Consider the following 26,965-nt stretch of genomic DNA (forward strand, 5'->3'; position numbering starts at 1 on the left):
CGGGCCCGCTTCGCGCAGCGCGGGGGCGCCGGCCGCGGCCTGGAGCGCCGCCGGCTCACCGGGCGCCGCGCCGCCGCGGCGACCCTCGCCGCGGGCGCCGTCGTCACGGCCGGGTTCGGGCTGCCGGTGCTCCGACTGCTCACCTGGGCGGTGGACGCCGCCCGGACGCCCGGCACCCTCACCGACGACCGGTTCTCCGAGCACCTCGCCAACAGCGCCACCCTCGCCGCGCTGGTCGCGGCGGTGTGCGTGCTCGTCGCCCTGGTGATGTCCCACGCCCGGCGGCTCGGCGGCGGCCGGGTGGTCGGCACCGCCGCCCAGCTGACGATGGTCGGGTACGCCGTCCCCGGCGCGGTCATCGGCATCGGCGTCCTCGCCTCCTTCGACGCCGTCGACCGGCTGCTCGTGGCGCTCGGCGTCGACGGCGGCACCGGGCTGCTCGTCACCGGCTCCGTGCTCGGCGTCGTCGTCGCGTACGTCGTCCGCTTCACCGGGCCCGCCTACCAGGCGGTCGACGCCAGCTTCACCCGCGTGCCGACGTCCGTGACGGCCTCCGCGCAGGTCCTCGGCGCCGGGCCGGGCCGGCTGCTCGGCCGGGTCCACCTGCCCCTGGTGCGGTCCGGGGCGGCGGTGGCCGCCACCCTGGTGCTCGTGGACGCCGTGAAGGAGCTGCCGCTCGTGCTGCTGCTGCGCCCCTTCGGCTTCACCACCCTGTCGGTGTGGGTCTTCGAGCTGGCCTCGGAGAACTACTGGGAGCGGGCCGCGCTGCCCGCCCTGCTCATCGTGCTGCTCTCCGTGGTGCCCGTGGCGCTGCTGCTGCGCCACGGCCGCGCCCCGGGCCGGGAGGTCCGGTGACCGCCCTGTCGCTGCGCGGGGTGACCAAGCGCTACGGCAGCTTGGCCGCGGCGCTCGACGTCCACCTCGAGGTCGAGGAGGGCGAGATCGTCACCCTCGTGGGCCCCTCGGGCTGCGGCAAGTCGACGCTGCTGCGCCTCGTCGCCGGTCTCGAGCGCTCCGACGCGGGCACCATCACGATCGGCGGCGAGCTGTCCGACGACGGGCGCCGCCACCGCCCGCCGGAGCACCGCCGGGTCGGGATGGTGTTCCAGGACCACGCTCTGTTCCCCCACCTGGACGTCGCCGCGAACGTCGCGTTCGGGCTCACCGACGTCCCCCGCGACCGCCGGGCCGCGGAGGTCGCCGCGGCGCTGGAGCGGGTCGGGCTGCCCGGCCTGGGCGCCCGGATGCCGCACGAGCTCTCCGGCGGCGAGCAGCAGCGGGTGGCGCTGGCCCGCGCCCTGGCCCCGCGACCGTCGGTGGTGCTGCTCGACGAGCCGTTCTCCAGCCTCGACGAGAACCTCCGGGCCCGCGTCCGCGCCGACACCGTCGCCGCGCTGCGCGACACCGGCAGCGCGGCGCTGCTGGTGACCCACGACCAGGTCGAGGCCCTCGCGCTCGGCGACCGCGTCGCCGTCCTCGACGCCGGCGGCCTCGAGCAGCTCGGCACCCCCCAGGACGTGTTCGACCGGCCCCGCAGCCGGTTCGTCGCGACCTTCATGGGCGAGGCCGACGTCCTGCCGGCGACGTACGACGACGGTCGCGTGGCCTGCGAGCTCGGGGCGCTGCCGCTGTCCGTCCCGCCGTCGGTCGCCGAGGGGCGGACCGACGACCTGGAGGTGCTGCTGCGCCCCCACGACCTCGAGGTCGTCGCGGACGCCGGCTCGGCGGCGCGGGTGGTGGGCTCGGAGTACCACGGCGTCCAGACCGCCCACGTCGTCCGCCTGCCCTCGGGCGCGACGATCACGGCGTGGTCGGCGCACCGCACCCGTCACGCGGAGGGGACGCCGGTGACGGTCACCGTCCTCCCGGGGTCGGTCCCGGTGCTGGTCCGCGGCGAGGACGTCGTCGCCACGACGAGGACGCCGGCCCCCGGCGCCTGAGCGGCACGACGACGGGACGCGACCGCGTCCGCGCCCCGCCGGGCGAGCGGCACGACGCGCTGCACCGCGGCCCACACCGCCACCCCGGCCGCGAGGGACAGCACCACCCCGAGCAGCGGGCGGTCGTCCTCGAAGTGCGGGTAGACCTGCCAGTGCACGAGGTAGACGTGCAGCGACGCCGCGGCCAGCAGGCCCACCACCCGTGACGCCGCCCGCGGGATCCGCACCCGCGGCACCCACACCAGCAGCAGCATCCCGACGCCGACCACCGCCTCCCGCGCCGGGTCGTCGAGGAACCCGGGCGTCGCGGCGCAGACCAGCGCCGTGAGGACGGCCCGGTGGCCCGTCGTCCGCGCCCGGGACGCAGCCCACCCGGCCAGGAACAGCCAGGCCACCACGTGGGCGCGGTGGATCTCGTCGCCGCCGCGCAGGGACACGACGTCGTAGCGGGTGAGCAGCGCGACCACGGCCAGCGCGAAGGGCAGCCAGAACGGCCAGCGGCGCTCGAGGCGGTGGACGGCGGGCAGCGTCACCAGTGCCGCCACGCCCGCGACGAGCACCACCAGCGCCTCGAGGAACCACAGGTGCCAGGCGGGCTCGGCCCACTCCTCGGGCCCGAGCAGGCCGTTGAGGAGCAGCGCCGTCTGCCACGGGTAGGCGGAGGCCAGCAGGGCGAAGCCACCGACCCACAGCACCGTGGGCACGACCACCCGGGACAGGCTCGCCAGCACCCGGCGCACGCGCTCGCGCCGTGAGGACCCCGCGAGCTGGAAGCGGGCCAGGTTGAAGCCGGCGAGGCCGAGGAGCAGGTGCGCGCCGCCGGTGAGCACGAACAGGTTGCCGTGGGTGCCGACCACGGCGACGATCGCGACCGCCCGCAGGACCAGGCCGGTCTCGACCGACGCCCCGCGGCGGCGCCGTACGGCGGGGCTGAGCCGGCGCAGCGGCGTGGTGTGCCAGTCGGCGGGCAGGTGGCCCAGCCGCTCCTCGAGGCGCAGAGAGACCTCGACGTACGACAGGGAGTCGCCGCCCAGCGACACGAACGAGTCGTCCGCGGTGACGTCGTCGCGGTCCAGGAGCTCGGCGTAGAGCGCCACGAGGTCGGCCGTGGCCGTCCCGGCGCCCTCCGGGGCCGGCTCCTGGGCCGCGGTCGCGGCGGCCAGCGCCGCGACCGCCCGGTGGTCCGGCTTGCCCGACGGCAGCCGCGGGAGCGCGTCGACGGCGTGGACGTCGAGCGCACCGGCCGGCACCTCGGTGCGGCGGGCCAGGAGCGCGCGCACCCGCTCGGCGGCGCCCGGCCCTCCCGTGACGGCCACGACCACGCGATCACCCTCGGCAGCGCACCAGGCCTCGAGCCCGGCGTCGGCGCAGAGGTGCTCCAGCCGGTCCAGGTCGACCCGCAGACCGAGGACCTTCACGGAGCGCGACGCCCGCCCGACGACCTCGACCAGGCCGTCGTCGGTGAACCGCGCGAGGTCCCCGGTCCGCAGCTCGGTGACGACGCGGCCGCGGGCCAGGTCGGCCGGCGAGTCGGCGTACCCGAGCATCACGTTGGGGCCCGCGTAGACGAGCTCGCCGACCTCGGCGCCTGCCGGCTCGATCCGCAGCGTGCCGCCGGGCACGGCGCGGCCGACGGCGTGCGGGGCCGTCGCCGCCAGCTCGGACGGCAGGTAGGCCATCCGGGCGGTGGCCTCGGTCTGCCCGTACATCACGACCAGGTCGAAGCCGCGACGCTGCCCCAGCTCCGCGAGGGCCCGCACCTTCTCGGCGGCCAGCTTGCCGCCGGCCTGCGTGAGCAGGCGCAGGGACGGCAGCGCGGTCACGGCCCCCTCCCCGCCCCGGCCGAAGCCGAGGCGGTCGAGCAGCTCGAAGGTGTGCGGCACCCCGGCCAGGGACGTCACCCGGTGCATCCGGCAGAGGTCCCAGAAGCAGCGGTCGACCACCGACAGGGACGTCAGCACCACCGAGGCGCCCCGGAGCAGGTGGGAGTGCAGGACCGACAGGCCGTAGCAGTAGTGCAACGGCAGCGAGGTGACGGCGACGTCGCGCGGCTGCAGGTCGAGGTAGGTGGCGATCGACTCGGCGTTCGCCTGCACGTTCTCGGCGCTCAACCGCACCAGGCGCGGGGACCCGGTGCTGCCCGAGGTCGACAGGAGCAGCGCGAGGTCGGGGTGGAGGCGGTGGGCCGTCCCGGGTCTGCGCTGCCGGGCCTCGCCGTCCCTGACCACCACGTCGGGGTCGTACGTCGCCACGAGCTCGCGGTCGTCACCGGCCGGGTCGGTCAGCAGCACGGGGTGGCCGCCGGCGAGGCAGGCGAGGTACTGCACCACGCTGCCGAGGTCGTTGCCCACGGCCAGGAGGACCAGCCGCCGCTCGGGCCCCAGGCGCTCGCCCGCCCGGTCGACCAGCCGCGCCAGCTCGTCGTACGAGACGACGCCCTCGGAGGTGCGCAGCGCGACGCGGTCACCGAAGCCGTGCAGGGCCCGCGCCAGGGGCACGCCCGTCTCGGGCCGGAGGGGGCTGAGGGTCACGAGGAGGATGGTAAGGGAAGGCTAACCTGGGCGGCCGATCGCTCGTCCGTGCCCGTCCCCGGTCAGGATGGGAGGAACGCAGGATCCGGCGTCTACCCTCGTCGCCATGACCCTGCGCCCGGCTCGCACGGCGGTCCTGGCGCTGCTCCTGGCCTCGACCCTCGCCGCCTCCCTGTCAGCGGCCCCGGCCGTCGCCGAGGGACCGACCGACCGGGGCGAGACGCCGTTCTGGTCCGAGGAGTTCGACGGCCCCGCCGGCACCCGGGTCGACCCCGCTGTCTGGACGACGAAGGTCGGCAACCGCGAGACGCAGGGTTGGTACAACAACGAGCTGCAGTACTACACGAACTACGCCGGCAACTCGGCGTACAACGGCAGCGGCTCGCTCGACATCACCGCCCGGCGCGCGGTGCGCAGCTCGCGGCACCCCTGCTGGCCGTCGGGGTTCTGCGACTACACCTCCGCACGGTTGACGACCGAGGGGACGGTTGCGCTGGGCTGGGGACGGATCGACGTCCGTGCGAAGCTGCCCACCGGGCGCGGCCTGCTGCCGGCGATCTGGATGCTCGGCGAGACCGACGAGATCTGGCCCGCGCAGGGCGAGATCGACATCGCGGAGGTCGTGGGGCACGAGCCGCGGACGGCGTACGGGACGGCCCACGGGCCCGGCTACTCCGGCCCGGACGGCATCGGCCACTCCACCGACCTCGGGGCGGCGGCGAGCAGCGGCTACCACGTGTTCTCGGTGGTGAAGGAGCCGTACAAGATCCACTGGCTCGTCGACGACGTCCCGGTCTACACGCTCACGCCCGACATGTTGCCGCCCGGCAGCCGGTGGGTCTACGAGCAGGGGATGCACCTGCTGCTCAACGTCGCGGTCGGCGGCGACTGGCCGGGCTCACCGACGCGGACGACGAAGTTCCCAGCGACCATGAGCGTCGACTACCTGCGGATGTACGGCACCGGCTGGGTCGACGGGCAGATGGTGCACTCGCCGTCCTGAGGCGCGAGCTGTCGTGTCAGGGAGAACGGGAGAAAGGCCCGATATCGGCCCGGTACCGGCTCGATCCGCTCCTTGGTCCCGTTCGCCGCCACGAAGGAACGGCGACCATGAGGCCCCTCTCATCGGCGACTCACGTCGGGCTCATCGCGGGCCGTGAGCGTGTGCGCCATGGACACCACGACCCCCCTCGCCCCCCAGCGCCTCCGCCAGGTGAAGGCCTCCTACACGACCCGCTACGTCTCCGCCGCCGTCGAGGCCAGCGCCGACGGCTACCACCTGCTGAGCGGTCCGGACGTCGTCCCCGCAGCCGGTGACGTCGTCGTCGCCCGCGTCACCGAGATCGGCAAGCACACCCGCCTCGAGAGCCCCGTGTCGCGGCGGCAGCTACTGTTCCCCGGCGACGAGATCCTCCTGGCCTACGGCCCGCGCTACGCCCCCGACCAGTTCCTCGCCGAGGTCCCCTCCGACCTCGGGCCCTGCGACCTCGTGGCCGCGGGCGGCCTCGCCGGCACCGTGATCGAGCAGCACGCCTCCATCGACTGCCCCACCCGCATCGAGCCGCTCGGCCTGCTCGCCGACTCCCGCGGCGTGGTCACCCTCGCCGACCACGCGCCGTACTCGCCCGACGCGCCGCGCGCGACGGTGGCGAAGGAGCCGCTGGTCGTCGGCGTCCTCGGGACGTCGATGAACTCGGGCAAGTCCACCGTCCTCGCCTCGCTCGTCAACGGGCTGACCCGCTCGGGCCTCGTCGTCTCCGCCGGCAAGGCCACCGGCACGGGCGCGGGCAACGACGCGAACGTCTTCCGTGACGCGGGGGCGCTGCGCGTCCTGGACTTCACCGACTTCGGCCACGCCAGCACCTACCGGCTCGACCTCGACGAGGTGAAGGCCACCTGGACGGCGCTCGTCGACCAGCTCGCGCTCGACGGACCCGACGTCGTCGTGGTCGAGGTCGCCGACGGGCTGTACCAGGGCGAGACCGCGCAGCTGCTCGCCGATCCGGCGTACGCCGGCCGCGTGGACGCGGTCGTCTTCGCCGCGCAGGACGCGCTCGGGGCCGCCGCCGGCGTACGGCGCCTGCGTGAGCTCGACCTGCCCGTGGTGGCCGCCTCGGGCGTGGTGACCGCCAGCCCGCTCGCCGCCGGGGAGGCGCACGCCGCCCTCGCGGGGACCGGGGTGCCGGTCGTGGACACCTACGACCTCTGCCTTCCCGGCGTCGGCCTCGAGCTGATCGGCCACGCGGGGCTCGAGGTCGGGGCGGCCTGATGCCCCCCGTCCTCGCCGGGAGCCGCCGCGCCCTGATGGCGTGGCTCGTCGTGGTCTCGGTCGCGCAGAGCGCGGCCACGATGGGGCTCGCGCTGCTGGTCGGACGGCTGGTCTCCGGCGGTGTCGTCATCTCGACCGTCGGGCTGCTGCTCGGCGCGGTGGCCGCCACCGCGGCGACGACGTACGGCGTGCGGGTGGTCGCGGAGCGGCTCGGGCAGGACTACGTGCACGAGCTGCGCGGGCGGCTGGTCGCCTCCGCGCTCAGCGCGGAGCGGGGCCCGTCGCTCGGCATCACGCTCGCGCGGGCCACGAACGACCTCACGTCGGTGCGGGGGTGGGTGGCCCAGGGCGTCCCGCCGCTGGTGGCCGCCGGCCCGCTGGTGGTCGGTGCGCTGCTGCTGCTCGGCTCCCTCGACCCGGTGGTCGCGGTCGCCGCGGCCACCCCGTTGGTCGTGATGGGGACGGCGGCGTCCGTGCTGATGCCGCTGGCGTTCGACCGGGCGCGGCGGCTGCGGAGGATCCGTGGCCGGCTCGCGTCGCGACTGAGCGACACCCTGCAGGGACGCGAGGGCATCCTCGCCGCCGGCGGGGAGGACCGCGAGCGTCGCCGCCTCGCCGACGACAGCCGCAAGGTCGCCGACGCGGCCGTCGCCCGCGCCCGGACGGCAGGCGCCCTGCAGGCCGCGGCCGCCGCCACGGCCGCGGCGATCGCCGTCCTCGTCGTCGTCGCGGGCCTCGGCATGGACCTGTCCCCCGGCGACCTCGCGACGGCGCTCACCGTCACCGCCGCCCTCGCCACGCCCCTCACCGAGACCGGCCGGATCGCCGAGCTCCGGCAGAACCACCGCGCCGCCCGGCGGGTCCTGGCGCCGCTCGTCGCCGTCCGGCAGGGCGGGCCGGCCGTCGACGCCCACCGGGTCGGCTCGGGGGCGCTGGTCGAGGTCGAGGGGCTGTTCACCGCCGGGGCGGGCGACCGGATCCGGCTCGTCTCCTCCGACCCGGACGTCGCCTCCCGGGTGCTGCGCGACCTCGCCTCACCCGCCCCGTCTCGACGCGTCCTCGTCGACGGGTGGCCGCTCGGTGACCTCCCGGCCCAGCAGCGCCGCGCCTTGGTCGGCCTCGCCGCAGCCGGGCAGCCGCTGGAGCGCGGCACCGTCTCCCGGGCCGTCCGCTACCGCCGCCCCGACACCCACGCCGGCGCTGCGACCGCCGTCCTGGAGCGAGTGGGGCTGACGACCACCGTCGCCGCCCTGGAGCGCGGCGAGCGCACGGAGCTCCGCCGCGGCGGCGAGCCGCTCTCGACCGCCGACCGCGCACGCCTCCGGCTCGCCCGCGCCTGCCTGGGCGACCCGCCGCTGCTCCTGCTCGACCGGATCGACACCGAGCTGGACGACGAGGGCCGTGCCCGGCTGCGGGAGGTCGTCGACGCGCACCCGGGCGTGGTGGTGTCCACCTCGGACCTCGGCCCGCTCCGGACGCCGATGACCCGCGTGGTCGCCCACGACGCCAAGGAGCGCGTGACAGCCTGAGGGCATGGACGCCCCCGAGCTGCTGGTCCTCGACGTCAACGAGACGCTGTCGGACGTCTCCGCCCTGGGCGCGCGGTTCGCCGACGTCGGCGCCCCGGCCGAGCTGGCGACGCCGTGGTTCACCGCCGTGCTGCGCGACGGGTTCGTGCTCACCATCCTGGGCGGCTCCCGGCCGTTCGCGGAGGTCGCCGGCGACGGGCTGCGGACCGTCCTGTCGTTGCAGGACGGTCTCGACCGCCCGCTCGACGACGCGGTCGCCCACGTGCTCGCCGGGTTCTCAGAGCTGCCCGTCCACGCCGACGTCGCCGAGGGCCTGCCGCGGCTCGCCGCCGGCGGCGTCCGCATGCTCACGCTCTCCAACGGCGCCACCTCGGTCGCCGAGTCGATCCTCGCGAAGGCCGGGCTGCGCGACACCGTCGAGGACGTCCTGTCCGTCGAGGACGCCGGCGCCTGGAAGCCCGAGCCGCGCGCCTACGCGTACGGCGTCCGCCGGGCGCAGGTCTCCGAGCGCGCCGCGATGATGGTCGCCTGCCACCCCTGGGACCTCGCCGGCGCGCACGCGGCCGGCTACCAGACGGCGTACGTCGACCGCACGGGCGCGCCCTGGCCGTCGGTCTTCCCCGAGCCGGACCTGGTCGTGTCGGGCTTCGCCGAGCTGGCGGACGTCCTCCTCGCCGAGCGCTGACCACGGGTCGGGACGGGCCGGGAACCGGGACGGCGGGCGCGGCGTCGAAGGGCGGGAGTCGTCCCGTCCAGGAGCACCAGGGGGTCCGTGAACCAGCAGGAGAACGTCCAGCCGACCGGGTGGGACCACGTGGTGGGCCGGTTGCAGGAGGCGCGGCACGCGGCCGGGGACCCGTCGTACGCCGAGGTGGCGCAGCGGGTCACGACCGTGAGGGTGGGACGCGGTGACCTCCCCGACGGTGCCCGGGTGGCGCGGTCGACGGTCTACGACTGCTTCCGCCCCGGTCGGTCCCGGATCGACGCGCCCCTGCTGCGCGACATCGGTCTCTCGCTCGGTGTCGACGCCGCCGAGGTCGACCGGTGGATCGCCGAGCGTGACGCCCCGCCGCCGGAACCGGAGCCGGGGGCGGAGCCCGTCCCCCACGAGCCGCCCGTGGCGACGGCGCAGGCCGGGCTGACCCCGGTCCTCGTGGCGCTGCTGCTCCTCGGCGGCGTCCTGGCGAACCTCGTGGGGATCCAGCTGCAGGTGGCGCTCGCCCTGCCGCTCTACCTCGACATGCTCGGCACCGCTGTCGTCGCCGTGGCGCTCGGCCCGTGGCGGGCCGTCGCCGTCGGGCTGGCCACCAACCTGCTCGGCGCCGCGGTCTTCGGCTGGGCGAGCATCCCGTTCGCCCTGGTCAACGTGGTGGGTGCCCTCGTGTGGGGGTACGGCGTGCACCGGTGGGGGCTCGGTCGCACGCTGCCCCGCTTCCTGGGCCTGAACCTGCTCGCGGCCCTGGCCTGCTCGGCGGTGGCGCTGCTCGTCATCGCCGTCCTGTTCGGGCCGGACGCCGACGCGAGCGGCTCCCAGCTCCTCGGCGGCCTGCTCACCGACGCGCCCGCCTGGGTCGCGATGGTCGTGTCGAACCTCGTCACGTCGGCCGGGGACAAGCTGCTCAGCGGCTTCCTCGCGCTCGCCGCGGTCGGGCTGCTGCCGCTCGCCGTCCGCACGGCCCTGAACGACCGGCTCGTCGGGGTGGAACCGGCCACCACCTCCTGACGTCGGAGCACCGTGACCACGCGACGCCGCCGAACGACGGCCCTCCTCGCGGCCCCGGTCCTGCTGCTGGCGGCCGCCGGCTGCGGCGCCGACCTCGAGGACCGCGACCCCGCGCGGACCCTGGTCGACCTGACGTTCACGGACAGCTCGGTGCCGCCAGATTACCACCGCTCGTGGCAGCTCGACCTCGACGCCGAGGCGACCGTCGCGACGGTGACCGACTACGAGGAGGTCGCCCACGAGGACTCCGTCGGCACCGACCCCGTCGCGTGGCAGGACTTCCTCGACGTGCTGCCCGACCTGGTCGCCGCCGCGGAGGACGCCGACGGCGACCCGGACGACTGCGCGGGCGGGACCACCCTCGTCGTCAGCGTGTACGACGCCGAGCCGGGGCAGGTGAACCGGGCGCAGGCCGACGAGGTCAGCGAGACCACCGTCGGCAGCTGCGGGGGCGGTGACGTCATCGACCGGGTGCTGACCGCTGCGACGCCGCTGGCGGCGCCGACCGAGCTGCCGGCGGTCGCCCGGACCTGGCCGTGACGTCGGGTTCACCCGGTCGTCACCCGGACTGTCGGCGGCACCTCCTAGTCTCGACCTGGGCGTCCTGACGACGTCGGAGGACACGAGAAGGAGGCCCGCGTGGTCGACAGACCTGCGGTGGTCGCGGAGGACCTGCACAAGACGTTCGGCAAGAAGGTCAAGGCACTGGCGGGCGTCTCGTTCGAGGTGCAGCCGGGCACGGTCCTCGGCCTGCTCGGCCCCAACGGCGCCGGCAAGACCACGAGCGTCAACGTGCTCACCACGCTGCTGCGGCCCGACTCGGGCCGCGCCGAGGTCGCGGGTGTCGACGTCGTCGCCGACCCCGCCGAGGTGCGCCGCCGGATCGGGCTCGCGGGGCAGTACGCCGCGGTCGACGAGATGCTGACCGGCCGCGAGAACCTCACCCTCGTCGGGCGCCTCAACCACCTGTCGTCCGCCGACACGAAGCGCCGGGCCGCCGAGCTGCTCGACCGGTTCGCGCTCACCGACGCGGGCGACCGGCCCGCGAAGACCTACTCCGGCGGCATGCGGCGGCGCCTCGACCTCGCGGCGGCGCTGGTCGCGCGGCCGCCGGTGCTGTTCCTCGACGAGCCCACCACCGGCCTCGACCCGCGCAGCCGGCTCGGGCTGTGGGGCGTCATCGAGGACCTCGTCCGCGACGGCACCACCCTGCTGCTGACCACGCAGTACCTGGAGGAGGCCGACCGGCTCGCCGACCGCATCTCCGTCATCGACCACGGTCGCGTGATCGCCGAGGGCACCTCCTCGGAGCTCAAGTCGCGCCTCGGCGCCGCCGTCGTCGAGGTCGTGATGGAGGACGACGACCGGGCCGAGGAGGTCCGCCGGCTCCTCGGCGACCGGATGGAGGCGAGCCGGGAGGACGAGACCGTCCGCGTGCCCGCCCCCGACGGCACCGCGACCCTGGCGACCGTCGTCCGCGCGCTGGACGACGCGGGCCTGCAGGCGCGCGGCCTCCAGCTGCGCGAGCCCAGCCTCGACGACGTGTTCCTCGAGCTGACCGGCAAGCCGGCCGACGAGGACGCCCTGACCCAGCACGAGAAGGAGGCCTCCTCGTGAGCACCACGACCACGCCCGCGCGCAGCGAGGCCGGGGGCAGCAGCCTCGTCTGGGCGCTGCGCGACACCCAGGCGATGGCGACCCGCAACCTGCGCCGGCTGCTTCGCCAGCCCGAGCAGATCGTCTTCAACCTGGTCAGCCCGATCATGTTCGTGCTGCTGTTCCGCTACGTCTTCGGCGGCGCGATCCAGGGTCTCGAGGACCTCGACTACGTCAACTACCTGATCCCCGGCATCGCCGTGCAGACCGTGCTGTTCAGCGCCGGCGTCACCGGCTTCGCGCTGGCCGAGGACATGCAGAAGGGGTTCGTCGACCGGCTCCGCTCGTTGCCGATGGCGCGCAGCGCCGTCTTCGGCGGCCGCGTGTACGCCGACTCGATCAACAACGCCGTCGGCCTCGCCATCCTCGTGGCCACCGGCTTCGCCGTCGGGTTCCGCCCCAACGACCCGTTCGGTCTGCTGCTCGCGATGCTGCTCCTGCTGCTGTTCGCGCTCGCGGTCAGCCTGGGCTACGCGCTGATCGGGCTGACGGTCCGCAGCGCGGAGGCGGTCAACGCGGCGACCTTCCCGCTGATCTTCCCGCTGACGTTCGCCTCGTCGGCGTTCGTGCCCGTCGAGACGATGCCGGACTGGCTGCAGGGTTTCGCCACCCACCAGCCCGTCAGCGTCGTCATCAACGCCGCGCGGTCGCTGATCCTGGGCGACGACGTCACGGCCGCGCAGCGCGAGCTCCTGCTCGCCGGCCAGGACACCACCTCGCTGGTGCTGCAGGCACTCGCCTGGACGGTGGGCATCGCAGTCATCTTCGGCCTGCTCTGCACGAGGAAGTACCGCGCGCTGGTGAAGTGAGCCCGGTCCCCGGGGTCGAGCCCGTCGAGACCACCTGAGGGCCGGGGCCGATGAATCCGTGCTGTGTGCATGGGTGGGGCCCGGTCGGGAACCCGGGGAGTAGCGGTGCAGCCCCCGCCGCCGGCCGCAGGCACGACGAGACCCGCGTGAGACGCACGCGGCGTGACCTGTGCGGCCCACCGCCGGCGTGCCCACCGCTCCCTGGGTGACGCGCGCCCGGCGTCCATCCGTCGCGCCCGGGAGGAGCCCACGCAGTGCCGCAGGTCAGCGGAGCCAGGACAGCCGTCGCCGTCCGACCGATCGAGGTCGTGTCGGTGCCGGCCGGTCACCCCTACGTGCAGCAGGCGATCGCCGCCGGCACGGACGTCGTGCTGCGCCCCGACCCGGACCCCGACGACCCCACCCGCCCGGCCACCGGCCGCTGGTGGCCGCCGGTCGCGCTCGACCCGACGTGGGTCGCCGACCAGGCGTTCGACGTCCTGCACCTGCACTTCGGCTACGACGACCGCTCCCCCGCCGAGCTCGGGCGGCTCGCCGACGTGCTCGACGCGAAGGGCGTGCCGCTGGTCCTGACGCTGCACGACCTGCGCAACCCGCACCACGAGGACCCGGCCCTGCTGCAGGCGCAGCTAGACGTCCTCGTGCCCCGCGCCGCGGACCTCGTGACCCTGACCGAGGCCGCCGCCGACGTCGTCGCCGACCGCTGGGGACGTCGCCCGCTCGTGCTGCCCCACCCGCACCTGGTCGACCTGGGGGCGATGGCGGAGATCCGCGCCGAGCGCCGGCGCCGCGCCGAGGAGCTGCCCGCGCCGGTCGTCGGCCTCGCGATCAAGGAGCTGCGCCGCAGCAGCGACCCGCTGCGCCTGCTGCCCACGCTGGTGGACGTCGTCCGCCGCCACCCCGCGGCCCGGCTGCGCGTCACCGTGCACGAGGAGGTCCGCCACCCCGACCGCCTCGACCGCGACCCCGCCGCGTGCGCGGTCGTGGAGGCCCTGGACGACCTGGCCCACGACCCCGGCGGGGAGCACGTCGACGTCGTCTGGCACGAGCGGCTGTCCGACGCCGACCTGTGGCGCGAGCTGGCCGGCCAGCACGTCGCCGTCCTGCCCTACCGCCACGGCACCCACTCCGGCTGGCTCGAGGCCTGTCACGACGTCGGCACACGGGTGCTGGCGCCGTCCTCCGGCTGCTACGGCAGCCAGGGCGCGGACGCCGTGTTCACCGCCGACGAGGACTCCGTCGACACCGACAGCCTCGCCGAGGCGCTGACGGGGCTGCTGCGCCAGCCGTCCGACGTCCTCGCCGGTGACGAGCCGTCGCAGCGGGCGACGCAGCGGGAGGCCGTGGCCCGCGCCCACGGCGAGCTGTACGCCGCCGTCCTCGACGGCGCCCGCTCGCGCGGCACCGTGCCGGCGGGGGGCGCGGCGTGAGGCCCCTCCGGATCTGCGTCATCGCCTCAAGCCGCTTCCCCATCGCCGAGCCCTACGCCGGGGGGCTCGAGGCCCACACGGCCGCGCTCGTCGTCGAGCTGCGGCGACGCGGCCACGAGGTGGACCTGTTCGCGGCCCCCGGCTCGTCCCCGTCGCTCGACGTCCGGACGCTGCCCGTCGCCCCCTTCGAGAGCTCCCCCGCCGCGCGCGCCGACCTCGCCGCGCCCCCGGAGACGTGGATGCGGGAGCACCACGCCTACCTCGACCTCATGCTCGAGCTGCACCGCGGGACCGGCGACGGCCGGCCGTACGACGTCGTCCACAACAACTCGCTGCACCACCTGCCCGTGGCGATGGCGGCGACCGTCGCCGCGCCGGTGGTCACCACGCTGCACACCCCGCCCATCCCGTGGCTGGAGTCGGCGATCGGGCTGTCGCATGCCACGAACACCCACTTCATCGCCGTCAGCCACGCCACCCGCGGGCAGTGGGCGCCGGTCGTCGACGCCGAGGTCGTGCACAACGGGATCGACACCGACGCGTGGACCCCCGGCCCCGGCGGCGACCGCGCCATCTGGTTCGGCCGGCTCGTGCCCGAGAAGGCACCGCACGCCGCGGTCCTCGCCGCCCGCGCCGCCGGGGTCGCCCTCGACCTGGTCGGGCCGGTCGGCGACCCGGCGTACGTCGCGGAGAAGGTCCGGCCGCTGCTCGACGACCCCGCCGGCCCTCACGCGGGCTACCGCCACCTCGGCCACCTCGCCCGGGCCGACCTCGCCCGTGCGGTCGGCTCCGCGTCGGTCGCGGTCCTCACGCCCGCGTGGGAGGAGCCGTTCGGGCTCGTCGCCGCCGAGGCGATGAGCTGCGGGACGCCGGTCGCGGCGTACGCCCGCGGCGCCCTGCCCGAGATCGTGGACGCCGAGACCGGCCGGCTCGCGGACCCCGACGACGTCGACGGTCTCGCCGTCGCCATCCGCGAGGCCGCGGGCCTCGACCGTGACGTCGTGCGGACGTCGGCGGTGAAGCGGTTCGGGCTGACCGCGATGGTGGACGCCTACGAGGACCTCTACCGCCGCGCCGTGCTCGACCTCGGGCGGGCCGCGTGATCGGCTACTACGTCCACCACCACGGCCGCGGGCACCTGCACCGGGCGCGGGTCCTCGCCGTGCAGCTCGCGAGCGGCCCCGAGCCCGAGACGGTGACGGTGCTGTCGTCGCTGGGGCCCGCCGACGACGAGGCCCTCGACTGGGTCACGCTCCCGTACGACGTCGACCCGCAGCCCGCGCCCCAGCCGCGCGACCCGACCGCCCACGGCACGCTGCACTGGGCACCGCTCGGCCACGACGGCCTGCGCCGGCGCATGGCGGCGGTCTCGGCGTGGCTCGAGCACGCGCGCCCGCGGCTCGTCGTCAGCGACGTGTCGCAGGAGGTCGCGCTGCTGTGCCGACTGCACGGCGTCCCCGTCGTCTCGGTCGTCCTGCCCGGACGTCGTGACGACGACGCCCACCTCACCGGGCTGCGGGCGTCGTCCGCGCTCGTGGGGTTCTGGCCGGCGTCCGCGCACGAGCGGCAGCTGCCCGGGCTGCCCGCCGACGTCGTCGACCGCGTGGTGCCCCTGGGCGGGCTGTCGCGGTTCGCGCCGGCCGCGGGGCGTCCCCCGGTCGAGGCCGCGACGAGGGCCCGCCGGGTCGTCGTCCTCGGCGGACGCGGCGGGGACGCCTGGTCCCCCGCGCAGGTCGACGTCCTCCGCAGCGCGCTGCGGCTGGACGGCGGGGGCCGCCACGTGACCGTGCTCGGGCCCGGCGGGGACTGGGTCGAGGACCCGTGGCCGGTGCTCGCCGAGGCGGACGTCGTCGTCGTCCACGGCGGCCAGAACGCGCTCGCCGAGGTCGCCGCCGCGCGCGTCCCGGCGGTCGTCGTCCCGGCGGAGCGCCCGTTCGACGAGCAGGAGGTCACCGCCCGCTCCCTCGACGGCGGCGACTGGCCCGCGGTGATGCTGGAGACGTTGGACCATCCCGACTGGCCGGGCCTGCTCGACCACGTCGCGGGCCTCGACGGACGCCGCTGGGCCGGGTGGTGCGACGGCGACGCCGCGCGCCGGTTCGCGGCCCTCGTCACCGACCTCGGTCGGGAGGCCGCCGGCCTGGGCGGCGCCGCGTGAGCCGGCTCGCCGTCCTCACCGCCGCCCGCGGGCGCCACGAGCACCTGGCGGCGCAGCGCACCACGCTGGCGCTGTCGGGGCGGGCGCCGGACCTCCGCGTCGTCGTCGCGATGGGCGACGACGAGATCGCCGGGCCGGACGTCGTCCACCTCGACGTCGGCCCCGACGACCCGCTGCCGGTCGGCGCCGCCCGCAACCTCGCCGCCGCGACCGCGATCGAGGCGGGCGCCGACACGCTGGTCTTCCTCGACGTCGACTGCCTCGTCGGCCCGGGCACGCTGGCGGCGTACGAGGCCGCCGTGGCCGACCGGCCCAGCGTCGTGTGGTGCGGCCCGGTCACCTACCTGCGCGCCGAGCACCGGCCCTACCCGCTCGACGCCCTCGCCGCGCTCGACGACCCGCACCCGGTCCGCCCCGCGCCGCGGCCCGGGACGCGTGAGACCAGCGACGACTGGGAGCTGTTCTGGTCGCTGTCGTTCGCGCTGAGCGCCGACGCGTGGGAGCGCGCGGGCGGCTTCGACGAGACGTACGTCGGGTACGGCGCGGAGGACACCGACCTCGGGCAGCGCTTCCGCGCCGTCGGTCTGGGGCTGGGCTGGGTGGGCGACGCGCCGGCGTACCACCAGCACCACCCGGTCAGCGACCCGCCGGTCGAGCACGTCGACGACATCCTGCGTAACGGGCGCCTCTTCGCCGAGCGGTGGGGCTGGTGGCCGATGGCCGGCTGGCTCGAGGCGCTGGCCGGGCGCGGGCTCGTCGAGCCGGACGGCGCCGGCGGCTGGCAGGGGGTGCCCGCGTGACCCCGGCACATCTCCTCGTGCCCGGCACGGAGCGGCACGGCGTCACGATCCTCGCCCGGCAGCTCGCCGAGCGGACCGGCGCGCAGACCGTGCACGACCACCTGGAGCTGCCGCCCGGCACGCCGCTGCACGTGCACTTCACCGACCGGTTGTTCGGCGCGGACGCCGTCACCGCCGCTGGCGTGGTGGTCGCGATGGCCGACCGGCACCGGCTGACCCTGACGCTGCACGACGTCCCGCAGCCCACCGACGGGGACGCCTTCGCCGACCGGCGGACGGCGTACCGGCGGGTGCTGCAGGCGGCGGCCGGGTGGGTGGCCTGCTCGGAGACCGAGCGGGCGACCGTCGTCCGGCACTGCTCGCCGCCGCGCGACGGCGCGGTGGTCCCGCTGCCGCTCGTGACCGCCCCGCACCCCGCGCGCCCGGCCGTCGCCGGACCCGTCGCCCCCGGTGACGCCACCGTCGCCGTGTTCGGCTGGGTCTACCCCGGCAAGGGCCACGTCGAGGCGATCGAGGCCGCCGCGCTGCTCGGGGACAGCCCGGACCGGCGTCCGCGCGTGGTCGCCCTCGGCGCCGTCGCGGAGGGGCACGAGGACCTTCGGGCCGACCTGGAGGAGACCGCCGGGCGGCTCGGCGTCCGCCTCACGATCACCGGCTGGCTCAGCGACGCCGAGGTCGCCGAGGGCCTCGCGGAGGCGACCGTCGGGCTGGTGGCGCACGGCAACGTGTCGGCGTCCGGGTCGCTGCACAGCTGGATCGCCGCGGGACGCCGACCGCTGGTGGCGGACAGCCCGTACGCCCGCGAGGTACGTGCGCTACGCCCGGGCACCCTCGAGCTGCTGCCGCGCCACGCGAGTGCGGAGCAGGTCGCGGAGCGGGTCCGCGAGCGGCTGGTCGAGCCGTCGCTGGGCGACCTGGACGAGCCCGCCCCGGGCCCGCACCTGCCGGAGGTCGCGCGCGCCTACCAGGCCTGGTGGCGGCGGTGGCCGGCGCTGTGGTCGGTGCCGTGACCGACGGCCCGCGCGTCTCCGTCGTGGTCGCGCACTACGACCAGCCCGCCGAGCTCGCCCGGACCCTCGCGGCGCTCGCACGGCAGGACGCGCCGGTGCAGGAGGTCCTCGTCGCGGACGACGGCTCGCCGACCGCGCTGACGCTGCCGGACGGGGTGCGGCTGGTGCGGCAGCCGGACGCCGGGTTCCGCGCGGCGCGCGTGCGCAACCGGGGCGCCCGGGCGGCGACCGGAGACGTGCTGGTCTTCCTCGACGCGGACACCGCCCCGGAGCCGTCGTACGTCGGGGCGCTGGCGGCGGTCGTGGCCGCGGAGCCCGACGTCCTCGCCGTGGGTCTGCGGCACCACACCGCGTTCCCCGCCGACCTCGACCCCGCGGACCCGCTGCGCGGGGCCGTCGAGCACGCCCTGCCCGACCCGTCGTGGCTGGCCGACGGCTGGCGCGCCACCGACGACCTGCGGGCCGCGGACGCCTCGTCGTTCCGGTTCGTCATCTCGGCGACCATGGCCTGCTCGGCCGCCTGGTTCGCGCGGGTCGGCGGCTTCGACGGGAGCCTCGTCGGCTACGGCGGCGAGGACTGGGACCTCGCCCACCGCTGGTGGACCGCCGGCGGCCGGCTCCGTCACGTGCCCGCCGCCGTCGCCTGGCACGACGGCCCCGCCGCCGGGGAGGGCGAGCGCGCCCTGGACCCCACCTCCGACCGCCGGACCCGCGAGGCCGTCGCCGTCGGACGCCGCGTCAACGCCTGGCCGGTGGCCCTCCGCGGGCTCCGCTCGGCGCCCCCGCGGGTGGTCGTCACCCACGCTCCGGAGCTGACGGACGCCGCCCTGCTCGTCTCCGTCGACGGCCTGCTCGCCGCCGACCCGCAGGCCGTGGTCGTCAGCGACCGCGGGATGTGGAGCGAGGTCGGCGACGACCGGGTACGCCGCACCCTGGCCCCCGTCGAGGCCGGCGCCGCGCTGCGGGTGCACCTGCACCGCGGGGTCCGCGCCGAGCCCGACGCCTGGCGCGCGCTGCTCGCACCCCCGCCCGCCGGCGTCGGCGAGGTCGACCGCGGACCCGAGGGGTCGCCGTACGCGACGGTGACGGACCTGCGCCTGCTCCGCCGGGACGCGCTCGGACTCGAGCCGCTCGTGCGGACCACCGAGCCCGCTCCCGACGGCATCACCGACGCCGCCGGCGTCGCCCTCGACGCGTGGCTGGGCGGCTGGGCGTAGGCGCTCGTCGGGGGCCACGGTGCGCCCGCGGGCCTCGCTGCTGGTCGAGGTGCGACGGCCCCGCCGCTGGTTGAGGTGCGACCGACGGCCTCGCCGCTGGTTGAGTGCGACGGCCCCGCCGCTGGTTGAGTGCGACGGCCCCGCCGCTGGTTGAGGTGCGAACGAAGTGAGCCTCGAAACCCGGCGAGACCACCCGGTCAGCTCACCGGGTCTCGAGGCTCCTCGCCAGGGCTCGTCGCACCTCGACCACCGCGGACGGCACCACCGCCGGTCGAGCCCGTCGAGACCACCCGACACGCACCCGGGAGTGTGGTGGTTTATCTGAACCAGCTTCAGACGAACCACCACACTTCGGTCCGGATCGGCGGTCTCGACGCGCTCGTCGCTGACGCTCCTCACTGCTCGACCACCTCAGGTCGCGCGAACAGTGGCGCCGCGTCTGGACGACGGCCTCGCCGCTGGTTGAGGTGCGAACGCAGTGAGCCTCGAAACCCGGCGAGACGACCCAGTCAGGTCACCGGGTCTCGAGGCTCTTCGCCAGGGCTCGTCGCACCTCGACCACCTCCGAGCGCACCACCTCAGGTCGGGCGGCGGTCCAGGAGCTTGTGGGTGCCGTCGCACCAGGGGGCGCGGCCGGAGGCGCCGCAGCGGCAGAGCGCGGAGACGGGGCGGGTGGAACGGTGGACGACGCCGTCCTCCGTCGTCACCTCCACCTCGCCGTCGACCAGCAGCGGGCCGCCGGGGCAGGCACGGATGCGGCCGGTCACGCGGCGGCCTCCCCGTCGTCCCCGGTGTCTCCGGTGTCCCCGGTGTCGCCCGCGTCGGCGGCGGGAGCGTGGCCCCAGCGCGCCAGCGTCGCCTGGGCGTTGCGGGTCTCGAGGTCGAGGCAGGTCCAGGCGCCGAACAGCACCTCGTCGGCCTGGTCCGGCTCGGCCGCGACCAGGGCACCGCAGACCTCGCGCACGGCGAGCTGCTCGTGGACGGCGTCCGCCTCGACGTGCTCGTCGTAGTACGCCGCGAGCGACTCCGGGAACCCCAGCCGGCGCAGACCCTTCGCGAGCCGGCGCGACGGCAGCGAGCTCGTCGTCTCGAACGCCCCGAAGTGCCCCAGCGCCGCCGCGCGCAGGCGGCGGTGGCGGCCGAACAGGCTCATCGCGGTGTTCTGCTCGAGCGTCTCGAGCCACGCCTCGCCCACGTGGGCGCCGTAGGTGGCGTCCAGGCCGGCCTCGTCCATCCCGCGCTCGAACAGCACGTGGTGGACGGCGTCGACGCGGCCGGTGCCGTACTCGTCGTACTGCACCTGAACCAGCGCAGCCTTCGGCGCGGCGTCCAGGCGGGGCACGACCCAGCTCGTCGGGTCCGCCTCCTTCAGGTGGTAGACGGAGCGCTGCCGCAGCAGCTCCTCCACCTCCTCACGGGTGGCGCGGCGCTCGACGTGCCGCGCGATCGACGGACCGTCGTGCGCCTCGGCGAGGGCGAAGAGGTCCTCCGCGACGTCCCCGGTGGCCGACGGCAGGTCGGCCCGCGCGTCGTCGTACCGGCTGCGCAGGCGCGCCTCGAGGTCCTGCTCGAGGGCGTAGGTCAGCGGGGCCAGTGCGGGGTGGTGCTCCCAGCCCTCGTCGACCTCGTCGAAGCCGCGGTAGCCCAGCTCCTGGAGCGTCCAGAGGGTGAGCGCGTCGTCGTCGGCGTCCTCGCCGACCGTGTGGACGGCGCCGGCCAGCTCGCGGTCCGTGGGGTCCCCCGGCCGCGACACCAGGACCTCGTGCAGCCGCTCGCCCAGCGGGCCCCGGGCCTCGGGGAGCCTCATCGTCCGACCACCGCCCGGCGCCTCTGCATGCCGCACCCGCCACGGGTCACCGGAGGCGCACCACCGCCCCGCTCGGGGGTCGGCGAGAGGAGACACCCATGACGCTGCTGGACGCCGGAGGGCTCACGCACTCCACCTTCGACACCCTCGAGATCACGGCCGCACCCGGCGTGCTCGAGCCCCGCCCGTGGACGGCGATGCAGTCCCACTGGGCCGCCGAGCTGCTGGACGACGCCCCGCCCGGGGGCCTGGTCGAGCTCTGCACCGGCGCCGGGCAGATCGGACTGCTCGCCGCGCAGCGCTCGGGGCGTCCGCTCGTCGCGGTGGACGCCGACCCGGTCTGCTGCCAGCTCGTCGCGCACAACGCGGCGGCGAACGGCATCGACGACGTGGAGGTCCGCTCGAGCGACCTGTCGGTGGCGCTGGCTCCCGGGGAGGTCTTCGCACTGGCCCTGGCGGACCCGCCGTGGGTGCGCAGCACCCAGGTCACGCGCTTCCCGGAGGACCCGCTGACCGCCATCGACGGCGGCATCGACGGGCTCGGCCCGGCGCGCGCCTGCGTCGCGGCCGTCGAGAGTCACCTGGCTCCCGGGGCGAGCCTGCTGGTCCAGCTCGGGGACGACCGTCAGGCGGACGCCCTGGCGGCGGAGGCCGCCGACGCGGGCTGGTCCCCCGGCGGCCGGCGGCACGGCGAACGAGGGCTCGTGCTGCGTCTGCGGCACGGCTGAGAGGAACGGCGTCATGCCCGCGCCGTACCCCGCGGGAGGCGACTGATCGAGTCTTTTCGCCGTCCACCCCGGTCGCTCGGCGGGTCGTATCAGGCCCCCCGGGCGCCGGGTACGGGGAGGTTCGCGCCGTGGCCGCCGCGACCCGGCAGGCCCGGCGACATCCCCGACAGGACGGAGCCTCCACATGGCAGGCAACTCGATCTCCCGCAGCATGCACGACGCCGGTCTGGCCGCCTGGTTCGGCGGCGGCCTCATGGGCGCGGTCGGCCTCAACGGCGCCGCTGCCGCGGCCAAGGACCCGAACGAGCGACTCGACCTCTCCTCCCGCGGCTGGGGCCGCTGGGCCCCCGTCAACGCCGCCGCCATCGGCGCCCACCTCATCGGCGGGCTCGGGCTCGTCCAGGCCAACAAGGCCCGCGTGGTCAGCCAGCCCGGCGCCCGCAGCAACACCGCGCTGAAGACCGTCCTCACCGGTGCGGCGCTCGGCCTCACCGCCTGGAGCGGCTACCTCGGACGCAAGGTCGCCGAGGGCTCCGCCCGCGGCGAGCAGGGCCAGGGCGCCACCGAGCCCGGCTCGAGCACCAGCGAGGAGGTCGCCGCCGCGCAGCGCCAGCTCAAGCTCGCGCAGTGGGGCATCCCCGCCGTGACCGGCGCGCTCGTCGTCCTCGCGTCCGTGCAGGGCGAGCAGCAGCGCCCCGAGCAGCTCGTGCGCAGCCACCTCAGCCGCGTCCCGGGGGTCTCGCGCCTCGCGTGAGGCCGCACCCCGTGTGACCCCGTGTGACCCACCAGGACACCCCGCCCGCGCTGCGGCACACCCCGGCGCGGGCGGGGCCAGGTTCCGGTGTGACGACACCGACACCCCGCTCGTACCGCGGACCACCCCGGTGCGGGCGGGGTGTCGTGTGTGGTCTGCTGCTGCTCCGCACCCGCGAGCGGCAGGAGCACCCCGTGGACCTCACCCCCGGCGACGTCGAGAAGCTGCTGCTCGCCACGGCCGGGATGGTCGCCCGCGACCGCCTCGCCCGCGGCGTCCGGCTGAACCGCCCCGAGGCGATCGCCCTGCTGTCGTGCTGGGTCATCGAGCGGGCGCGGGACGGCGCCACGGTCGCCGAGCTGATGGAGTCCGGGCGCGACGTGCTCGGCCCCGACGACGTGATGGACGGCGTCGCCGAGATGCTCCACGACGTCCAGGTCGAGGCGACGTTCCCTGACGGCCGCAAGCTCGTCACCGTGCACGACCCGATCGGGGCGGCGTACGACGGCTCCGGGCCCGGCGCCGTCCGCGTCGGCGAGGGCACCGTCGAGCTCAACGCGGGCCGCGAGACCGTGACGCTGGTCGTCGAGAACACCGGCGACCGGCCCGTCCAGATCGGCTCCCACCTGCACCTGCCGGACGCCAACGGCGCCCTGGACTTCGACCGGGACGCCGCGCAGGGGTTCCGCCTCGACATCCCGTCGGGCACGTCGGTCCGCTTCGAGCCCGGCGCCTCCCGCGAGGTGGTCGCCGTGGCGCTGGCGGGGGCGAGACGCGTCCCAGGACTCCGGTCTCGACAGGCTCGACCCACGGATGCAGGAGACGCCTGATGGTCCAGATCGACCGCTCCCGGTACGCCGCGCTGTACGGCGCCACGACCGGCGACCAGATCCGCCTCGCCGACACCGACCTGTGGGTCGAGGTCGAGCAGGACCTCACCGTCGGCGGCGAGGAGGCCGTCTTCGGCGGCGGCAAGTCCGTGCGCGAGTCGATGGCGCAGGGCACGACCACCCGCGCCGAGGGCGCGCCGGACACGGTCATCACGAACGTCGTCGTCCTCGACTGGTGGGGCGTCGTCAAGGCGGACGTCGGCATCCGCGACGGGCGGATCTGCGGCATCGGCCGCGCCGGCAACCCCGACGTCGCCGACGGCGTCGACCCGGCGCTGCGCATCGGCCCGTCGACCGACGTCATCGCCGGCGAGGGCCGCATCCTCACCGCGGGCGCCATCGACTCCCACGTGCACCTCCTCTCCCCCAGCCAGCTGCACGAGGCTCTCGCCACCGGCGTCACCACGGTGGTCGGCGGCGGCACGGGGCCCTCCGAGGGCTCGAAGGCCACCACCGTCACCCCCGGCGCGTGGCACCTCGGGCGCCTGCACCGCGCGCTGGACGCCGTCCCGGTCAACGTGCTGCTGCTCGGCAAGGGCAACACCGTCTCCGCCGCCGGGCTGGCCGAGCAGGCGCTCGGCGGGGCGGCGGGCTACAAGGTCCACGAGGACTGGGGCTCCACCCCCGCCGCGATCGACGCCGCGCTGACCGCTGCCGGCGAGTGGGGGCTGCAGGTCGCGCTGCACTCGGACTCGCTCAACGAGGCCGGGTACGTCGACTCCACCCTCGACGCCATCGCCGGGCGCTCCATCCACGCGTTCCACGTCGAGGGCGCCGGCGGCGGGCACGCGCCCGACATCCTCACCATCGCGGGCCGCCCCCACGTCATCCCCGGCTCGACCAACCCGACGCTGCCGCACACCGTCAACACGGTCGCCGAGCACGTCGACATGCTGATGGTCTGCCACCACCTGTCCCCCGACGTCCCGGAGGACCTCGCGTTCGCCGAGTCCCGCATCCGGGCGACGACGATCGCCGCCGAGGACGTCCTGCACGACATGGGCGCCCTGTCGATCACGTCGTCCGACGCCCAGGCGATGGGGCGCATCGGCGAGGTCGTCACCCGCACCTGGCAGGTCGCGCACACGATGAAGCACCGCCGCGGGAGCCTCGGGGAGTCGCTGCCCGCCGACAACGAGCGCGCCCGCCGCTACGTCGCGAAGTACACGATCAACCCCGCGGTCGCGCACGGCGTGGACGCCGTGATCGGGTCCGTGGAGGTCGGCAAGCTCGCCGACCTCGCGCTGTGGGAGCCCGCGTCGTTCGGCTGGCGCCCGTCGGTCGTCGTCAAGGGCGGCAGCATCGCCTGGGCCGCGCTCGGCGACCCCAACGCCTCGATCCCGACCCCGCAGCCGGTGCTGATGCGCCCGTCGTTCGGGGACGCGACCGGCGCGGACTGCTCCGTCAGCTTCGTCGCCCCCGCCGCCCTGGACGACGGCCTCGCCGACCGTCTCGGCCTGCGGCGCCGCCTGCTGCCCGTCGCGGACACCCGCGGCGTCGGCAAGGCGCAGATGCGCAACAACGACGTGCTGCCCGTCATCGAGGTCGACCCGGAGACGTTCGCGATCACCGTCGACGGCGACCTCGTCGAGCCCGCCCCCGCCGACCGGCTGCCGCTCGCGCAGCTGCACGCGCTGTTCTGACCGTGGCCGACCCGCACCTGGTCTCCCTCATGCTCGCCGACGCGCGGCTGCCGGTCGGCGGCCACACCCAGTCGGCGGGGCTCGAGCCGGCGGTCACGGCCGGGCTCGTCGCCGACGGCGACGGCGTGGCGGCGTACGTCGCCGACCGGCTCGCCACCGTCGTCCTCGTCGAGGCCGGGACGGCGGTCGTCGCGCGTCACGTCGCACTCGGCGACGGCGGGGCCGGCGGCACCCCCGACGAGCTCCTCGACGTCGAGGCCCACTGGGCCGCCCGGACCCCGAGCCGCGCGCTGCGGACGGCGTCCCGCCGGGTCGGCCGCGGCTGGCTGCGGCTCGCCGCCCGGGTCTGGCCGGCCGTCCTCGACCACCTCCCGCCCGACGCCGAGGTGGCGCGACCCGTCGTCCTCGGGGTCGTCGGCGCCGTGACCGGCCTCGACGCGGCGCAGGTCGCCCGGCTGGCGGCGTACGACGACGCGCAGACGGTCACCGCCGCGTCGCTGAAGCTGCTGCCGTCGGACCCCGTCGCCGCCACCGCCCGCCTCGCCGCCGCGGGGCCCCACCTCGAGGCCGTCGTCGCCGCGACCGCCCACCTGAGTGACCCGGCCGCGATCCCCGCCGCCGGTGCCCCGATGACCGACGTGCTCGCCGAGCGGCACGCGAGAGCCACGATGAGGTTGTTCCATGCCTGAGACCACCCCCTCCGCGCGCGCCCTGCGCCTCGGCGTCGCCGGACCCGTCGGCACCGGCAAGAGCTCGCTGATCGCGACCGTCTGCCGCGTGCTCGCCGACGAGCTGCGGCTCGGCGTCGTCACCAACGACATCTACACCGACGAGGACGCCCGCTTCCTGCGCAGCGTCGGCGTCCTGCCCGCCGACCGGATCGTCGGCGTCGAGACCGGCGCCTGCCCCCACACGGCGATCCGCGACGACGTCACCGCCAACCTCATCGCCGTCGAGACCCTCGAGGCCGAGCAGGGGCCGCTGGACGTCGTCCTGGTCGAGTCCGGCGGCGACAACCTCACCGCGACCTTCTCCCCCGCCCTCGTCGACGCTCAGCTGTTCGTGCTCGACGTGGCCGGCGGCGGGGACGTCGCCCGCAAGGGCGGACCCGGGATCGCCCGCGCCGACCTGCTCGTGCTCAACAAGACCGACCTCGCGCCGTACGTGGGGGTGGACGTCGATCGGATGCTCCACGACGCCGGCCACGCCCGCGACGGTCGCCCGGTGCTCGCGCTGTCGCGGGACGACCAGGCCTCCGTGGACGCCCTCGCCGACTGGGTGCGCCGCACCCTCGCTGCCCACCGCACGGGCGACCACGTGCCCGTCGACCCCGGTCCGATGGCGCCGCACTCGCATGCGCACCCGCATTGACGTCTGCGCCGGGTCCGGCGGTCGGCCGAGGGTCGACCTCGGGCACGGCCTGCTGCAGGCCCGCCGGGTCCGCACCTCCGCCCCCGGGACCGTCGAGGTCGCGCTGCTCGCGGGCCAGGCGCTGCTGCTCGCCGGGGACGAGGTGGCGGTCGACGTCCGCGTCAACGGCCCGGTACGCCTCGTCGTGACCGAGCCCGCCGGGACGGTCGCCTACGACATGCGCGCCGACCCCGCCCGCCGGGGTGCGCGGTGGGACGTCGCCGTCACCGCCTGCCGCGGCGCCCGCGTCACCTGGCACGGCGAGCCGTTCGTCGTGGCGGACGGCGCCACCGTCGACCGCGCCACGACCGTCGTCGCCGACGACACGTCGGTGGTGGCGCTGCGGGAGACCGTCGTCCTCGGCCGGACGGGTGAGCCCGGCGGGACGCTGCGGACCTCCACCCGCGTCACCCGCACCGGACGACCCGTGCTGGCCGAGGACCTCGACCTCTCCCCCGGCGCCCGCGACGGCGTCGCCGTCCTGGCGGGGCACCGCTGCCTCGACTCCCTCACCGTCGTCGGCGAGCGCCTGCCCGACGGCGACGACGTCCTGCAGCTCGACGCGCTGGGGTCCGTCCGGCGCTGGCTCGGCCCCCGCGCCCACGCCTCCCCGCTGACCACCTCCGGGCGGCTGTCACCTGCGCTCCACACCGCTGGTTGA

At 76.1% G+C, this 26,965-nt stretch carries 26 protein-coding genes; 23 read left to right on the forward strand and 3 right to left on the reverse strand.

Annotated features, from left to right (window positions below):
* Together MJ876_RS19425 and MJ876_RS19430 are read left to right on the forward strand one after the other, a co-directional pair.
* On the forward strand, positions 1-855 hold an 855-nt coding region (locus tag MJ876_RS19425), incomplete at its 5' end, for an iron ABC transporter permease (protein ID WP_240238956.1).
* Positions 852-1,940, forward strand: a complete 1,089-nt coding sequence (locus tag MJ876_RS19430) for an ABC transporter ATP-binding protein (protein WP_240238958.1) — start codon at positions 852-854, stop codon at positions 1,938-1,940. The genes MJ876_RS19425 and MJ876_RS19430, both read left to right, overlap by 4 nt.
* Here MJ876_RS19430 and MJ876_RS19435 read toward each other — a convergent pair.
* Positions 1,829-4,471: an AMP-binding protein gene (locus tag MJ876_RS19435; protein ID WP_240238960.1), complete on the reverse strand. Its 2,643-nt coding sequence runs from the start codon at positions 4,469-4,471 to the stop codon at positions 1,829-1,831. The genes MJ876_RS19430 and MJ876_RS19435 overlap by 112 nt on opposite strands.
* Before the next feature lie 106 nt (positions 4,472-4,577).
* On the opposite strand from MJ876_RS19435, the gene MJ876_RS19440 reads away from it, so the two are divergent.
* The 14 genes from MJ876_RS19440 (at position 4,578) to MJ876_RS19505 (ending at position 19,072) form a co-directional block, all read left to right on the forward strand.
* Entirely contained in the window at positions 4,578-5,474 is an 897-nt protein-coding gene (locus tag MJ876_RS19440; protein ID WP_240238962.1) for a family 16 glycosylhydrolase, read from the forward strand.
* Positions 5,475-5,642: 168 nt separating this feature from the next.
* The gene (locus MJ876_RS19445; protein WP_240238964.1) at positions 5,643-6,740 is read left to right on the forward strand and encodes a hypothetical protein; all 1,098 of its coding nucleotides are present in this window, start codon (positions 5,643-5,645) and stop codon (positions 6,738-6,740) included.
* On the forward strand, positions 6,740-8,269 hold the full coding sequence (locus MJ876_RS19450; RefSeq protein ID WP_240238966.1) for an ABC transporter ATP-binding protein: 1,530 nt from the start codon (positions 6,740-6,742) through the stop codon (positions 8,267-8,269). Before MJ876_RS19445 ends, MJ876_RS19450 begins: the two co-directional genes overlap by 1 nt.
* A 4-nt stretch (positions 8,270-8,273) precedes the next feature.
* Complete coding sequence (locus tag MJ876_RS19455; RefSeq protein ID WP_240238968.1) at positions 8,274-8,954, forward strand: haloacid dehalogenase type II; 681 nt, start codon at positions 8,274-8,276, stop codon at positions 8,952-8,954.
* 87 nt (positions 8,955-9,041) lie between these two features.
* A complete protein-coding gene (locus MJ876_RS19460) occupies positions 9,042-9,992 on the forward strand; it encodes a hypothetical protein (protein ID WP_240238969.1) in 951 nt (316 codons plus the stop codon).
* Positions 9,993-10,004: 12 nt separating this feature from the next.
* The gene (locus tag MJ876_RS19465; protein WP_240238970.1) at positions 10,005-10,532 is read left to right on the forward strand and encodes a hypothetical protein; all 528 of its coding nucleotides are present in this window, start codon (positions 10,005-10,007) and stop codon (positions 10,530-10,532) included.
* A gap of 99 nt (positions 10,533-10,631) precedes the next feature.
* Complete coding sequence (locus tag MJ876_RS19470; RefSeq protein WP_240238971.1) at positions 10,632-11,609, forward strand: ATP-binding cassette domain-containing protein; 978 nt, start codon at positions 10,632-10,634, stop codon at positions 11,607-11,609.
* Positions 11,606-12,457: an ABC transporter permease gene (locus MJ876_RS19475; protein ID WP_240238972.1), complete on the forward strand. Its 852-nt coding sequence runs from the start codon at positions 11,606-11,608 to the stop codon at positions 12,455-12,457. The genes MJ876_RS19470 and MJ876_RS19475 overlap by 4 nt, the downstream gene beginning before the upstream one ends.
* A gap of 254 nt (positions 12,458-12,711) precedes the next feature.
* Positions 12,712-13,887: a glycosyltransferase family 1 protein gene (locus MJ876_RS19480; RefSeq protein ID WP_240238973.1), complete on the forward strand. Its 1,176-nt coding sequence runs from the start codon at positions 12,712-12,714 to the stop codon at positions 13,885-13,887.
* Positions 13,884-14,990 (forward strand): glycosyltransferase, encoded by a 1,107-nt coding sequence (locus MJ876_RS19485; protein ID WP_240238974.1) that lies wholly within the window; start codon positions 13,884-13,886, stop codon positions 14,988-14,990. Before MJ876_RS19480 ends, MJ876_RS19485 begins: the two co-directional genes overlap by 4 nt.
* Positions 14,987-16,045, forward strand: a complete 1,059-nt coding sequence (locus MJ876_RS19490; protein WP_240238976.1) for a glycosyltransferase — start codon at positions 14,987-14,989, stop codon at positions 16,043-16,045. Before MJ876_RS19485 ends, MJ876_RS19490 begins: the two co-directional genes overlap by 4 nt.
* On the forward strand, positions 16,042-16,845 hold the full coding sequence (locus tag MJ876_RS19495) for a glycosyltransferase family 2 protein (RefSeq protein WP_240238979.1): 804 nt from the start codon (positions 16,042-16,044) through the stop codon (positions 16,843-16,845). The genes MJ876_RS19490 and MJ876_RS19495 overlap by 4 nt, the downstream gene beginning before the upstream one ends.
* The gene (locus tag MJ876_RS19500; RefSeq protein WP_240238981.1) at positions 16,842-17,855 is read left to right on the forward strand and encodes a hypothetical protein; all 1,014 of its coding nucleotides are present in this window, start codon (positions 16,842-16,844) and stop codon (positions 17,853-17,855) included. The genes MJ876_RS19495 and MJ876_RS19500 overlap by 4 nt, the downstream gene beginning before the upstream one ends.
* Complete coding sequence (locus MJ876_RS19505) at positions 17,852-19,072, forward strand: glycosyltransferase (protein ID WP_240238982.1); 1,221 nt, start codon at positions 17,852-17,854, stop codon at positions 19,070-19,072. The genes MJ876_RS19500 and MJ876_RS19505 overlap by 4 nt, the downstream gene beginning before the upstream one ends.
* 578 nt (positions 19,073-19,650) lie before the next feature.
* On the opposite strand, the gene MJ876_RS19510 is transcribed toward MJ876_RS19505, so the two are convergent.
* Both MJ876_RS19510 and MJ876_RS19515 read right to left on the reverse strand, forming a co-directional pair.
* Positions 19,651-19,839 carry a CDGSH iron-sulfur domain-containing protein gene (locus tag MJ876_RS19510; protein ID WP_240238983.1) on the reverse strand — a complete coding sequence of 63 codons (189 nt, stop codon included), beginning with the start codon at positions 19,837-19,839 and terminating at the stop codon, positions 19,651-19,653.
* Complete coding sequence (locus MJ876_RS19515; RefSeq protein WP_240238985.1) at positions 19,836-20,879, reverse strand: iron-containing redox enzyme family protein; 1,044 nt, start codon at positions 20,877-20,879, stop codon at positions 19,836-19,838. Before MJ876_RS19515 ends, MJ876_RS19510 begins: the two co-directional genes overlap by 4 nt.
* Before the next feature lie 98 nt (positions 20,880-20,977).
* Here MJ876_RS19515 and MJ876_RS19520 point away from each other — a divergent pair, with 98 nt between their 5' ends.
* The 7 genes from MJ876_RS19520 (at position 20,978) to MJ876_RS19550 (ending at position 26,965) form a co-directional block, all read left to right on the forward strand.
* Positions 20,978-21,607, forward strand: a complete 630-nt coding sequence (locus tag MJ876_RS19520) for a methyltransferase (RefSeq protein WP_240238987.1) — start codon at positions 20,978-20,980, stop codon at positions 21,605-21,607.
* Positions 21,608-21,791: 184 nt separating this feature from the next.
* Complete coding sequence (locus tag MJ876_RS19525) at positions 21,792-22,361, forward strand: hypothetical protein (protein ID WP_240238989.1); 570 nt, start codon at positions 21,792-21,794, stop codon at positions 22,359-22,361.
* 194 nt (positions 22,362-22,555) lie between these two features.
* Positions 22,556-23,191, forward strand: a complete 636-nt coding sequence (locus MJ876_RS19530; protein WP_308192628.1) for an urease subunit gamma — start codon at positions 22,556-22,558, stop codon at positions 23,189-23,191.
* Complete coding sequence (locus tag MJ876_RS19535) at positions 23,191-24,894, forward strand: urease subunit alpha (RefSeq protein WP_240238990.1); 1,704 nt, start codon at positions 23,191-23,193, stop codon at positions 24,892-24,894. The genes MJ876_RS19530 and MJ876_RS19535 overlap by 1 nt, the downstream gene beginning before the upstream one ends.
* A gap of 2 nt (positions 24,895-24,896) precedes the next feature.
* A complete protein-coding gene (locus MJ876_RS19540; protein WP_240238992.1) occupies positions 24,897-25,583 on the forward strand; it encodes an urease accessory protein UreF in 687 nt (228 codons plus the stop codon).
* Complete coding sequence (gene ureG, locus MJ876_RS19545) at positions 25,576-26,265, forward strand: urease accessory protein UreG (RefSeq protein WP_240238994.1); 690 nt, start codon at positions 25,576-25,578, stop codon at positions 26,263-26,265. The genes MJ876_RS19540 and ureG overlap by 8 nt, the downstream gene beginning before the upstream one ends.
* Positions 26,249-26,965 (forward strand): urease accessory protein UreD, encoded by a 717-nt coding sequence (locus MJ876_RS19550; protein ID WP_240238995.1) that lies wholly within the window; start codon positions 26,249-26,251, stop codon positions 26,963-26,965. The genes ureG and MJ876_RS19550 overlap by 17 nt, the downstream gene beginning before the upstream one ends.

Origin of the sequence: Nocardioides sp. CFH 31398 (assembly GCF_022436705.1) — a bacterium.
Taxonomy (GTDB): domain Bacteria; phylum Actinomycetota; class Actinomycetes; order Propionibacteriales; family Nocardioidaceae; genus Nocardioides.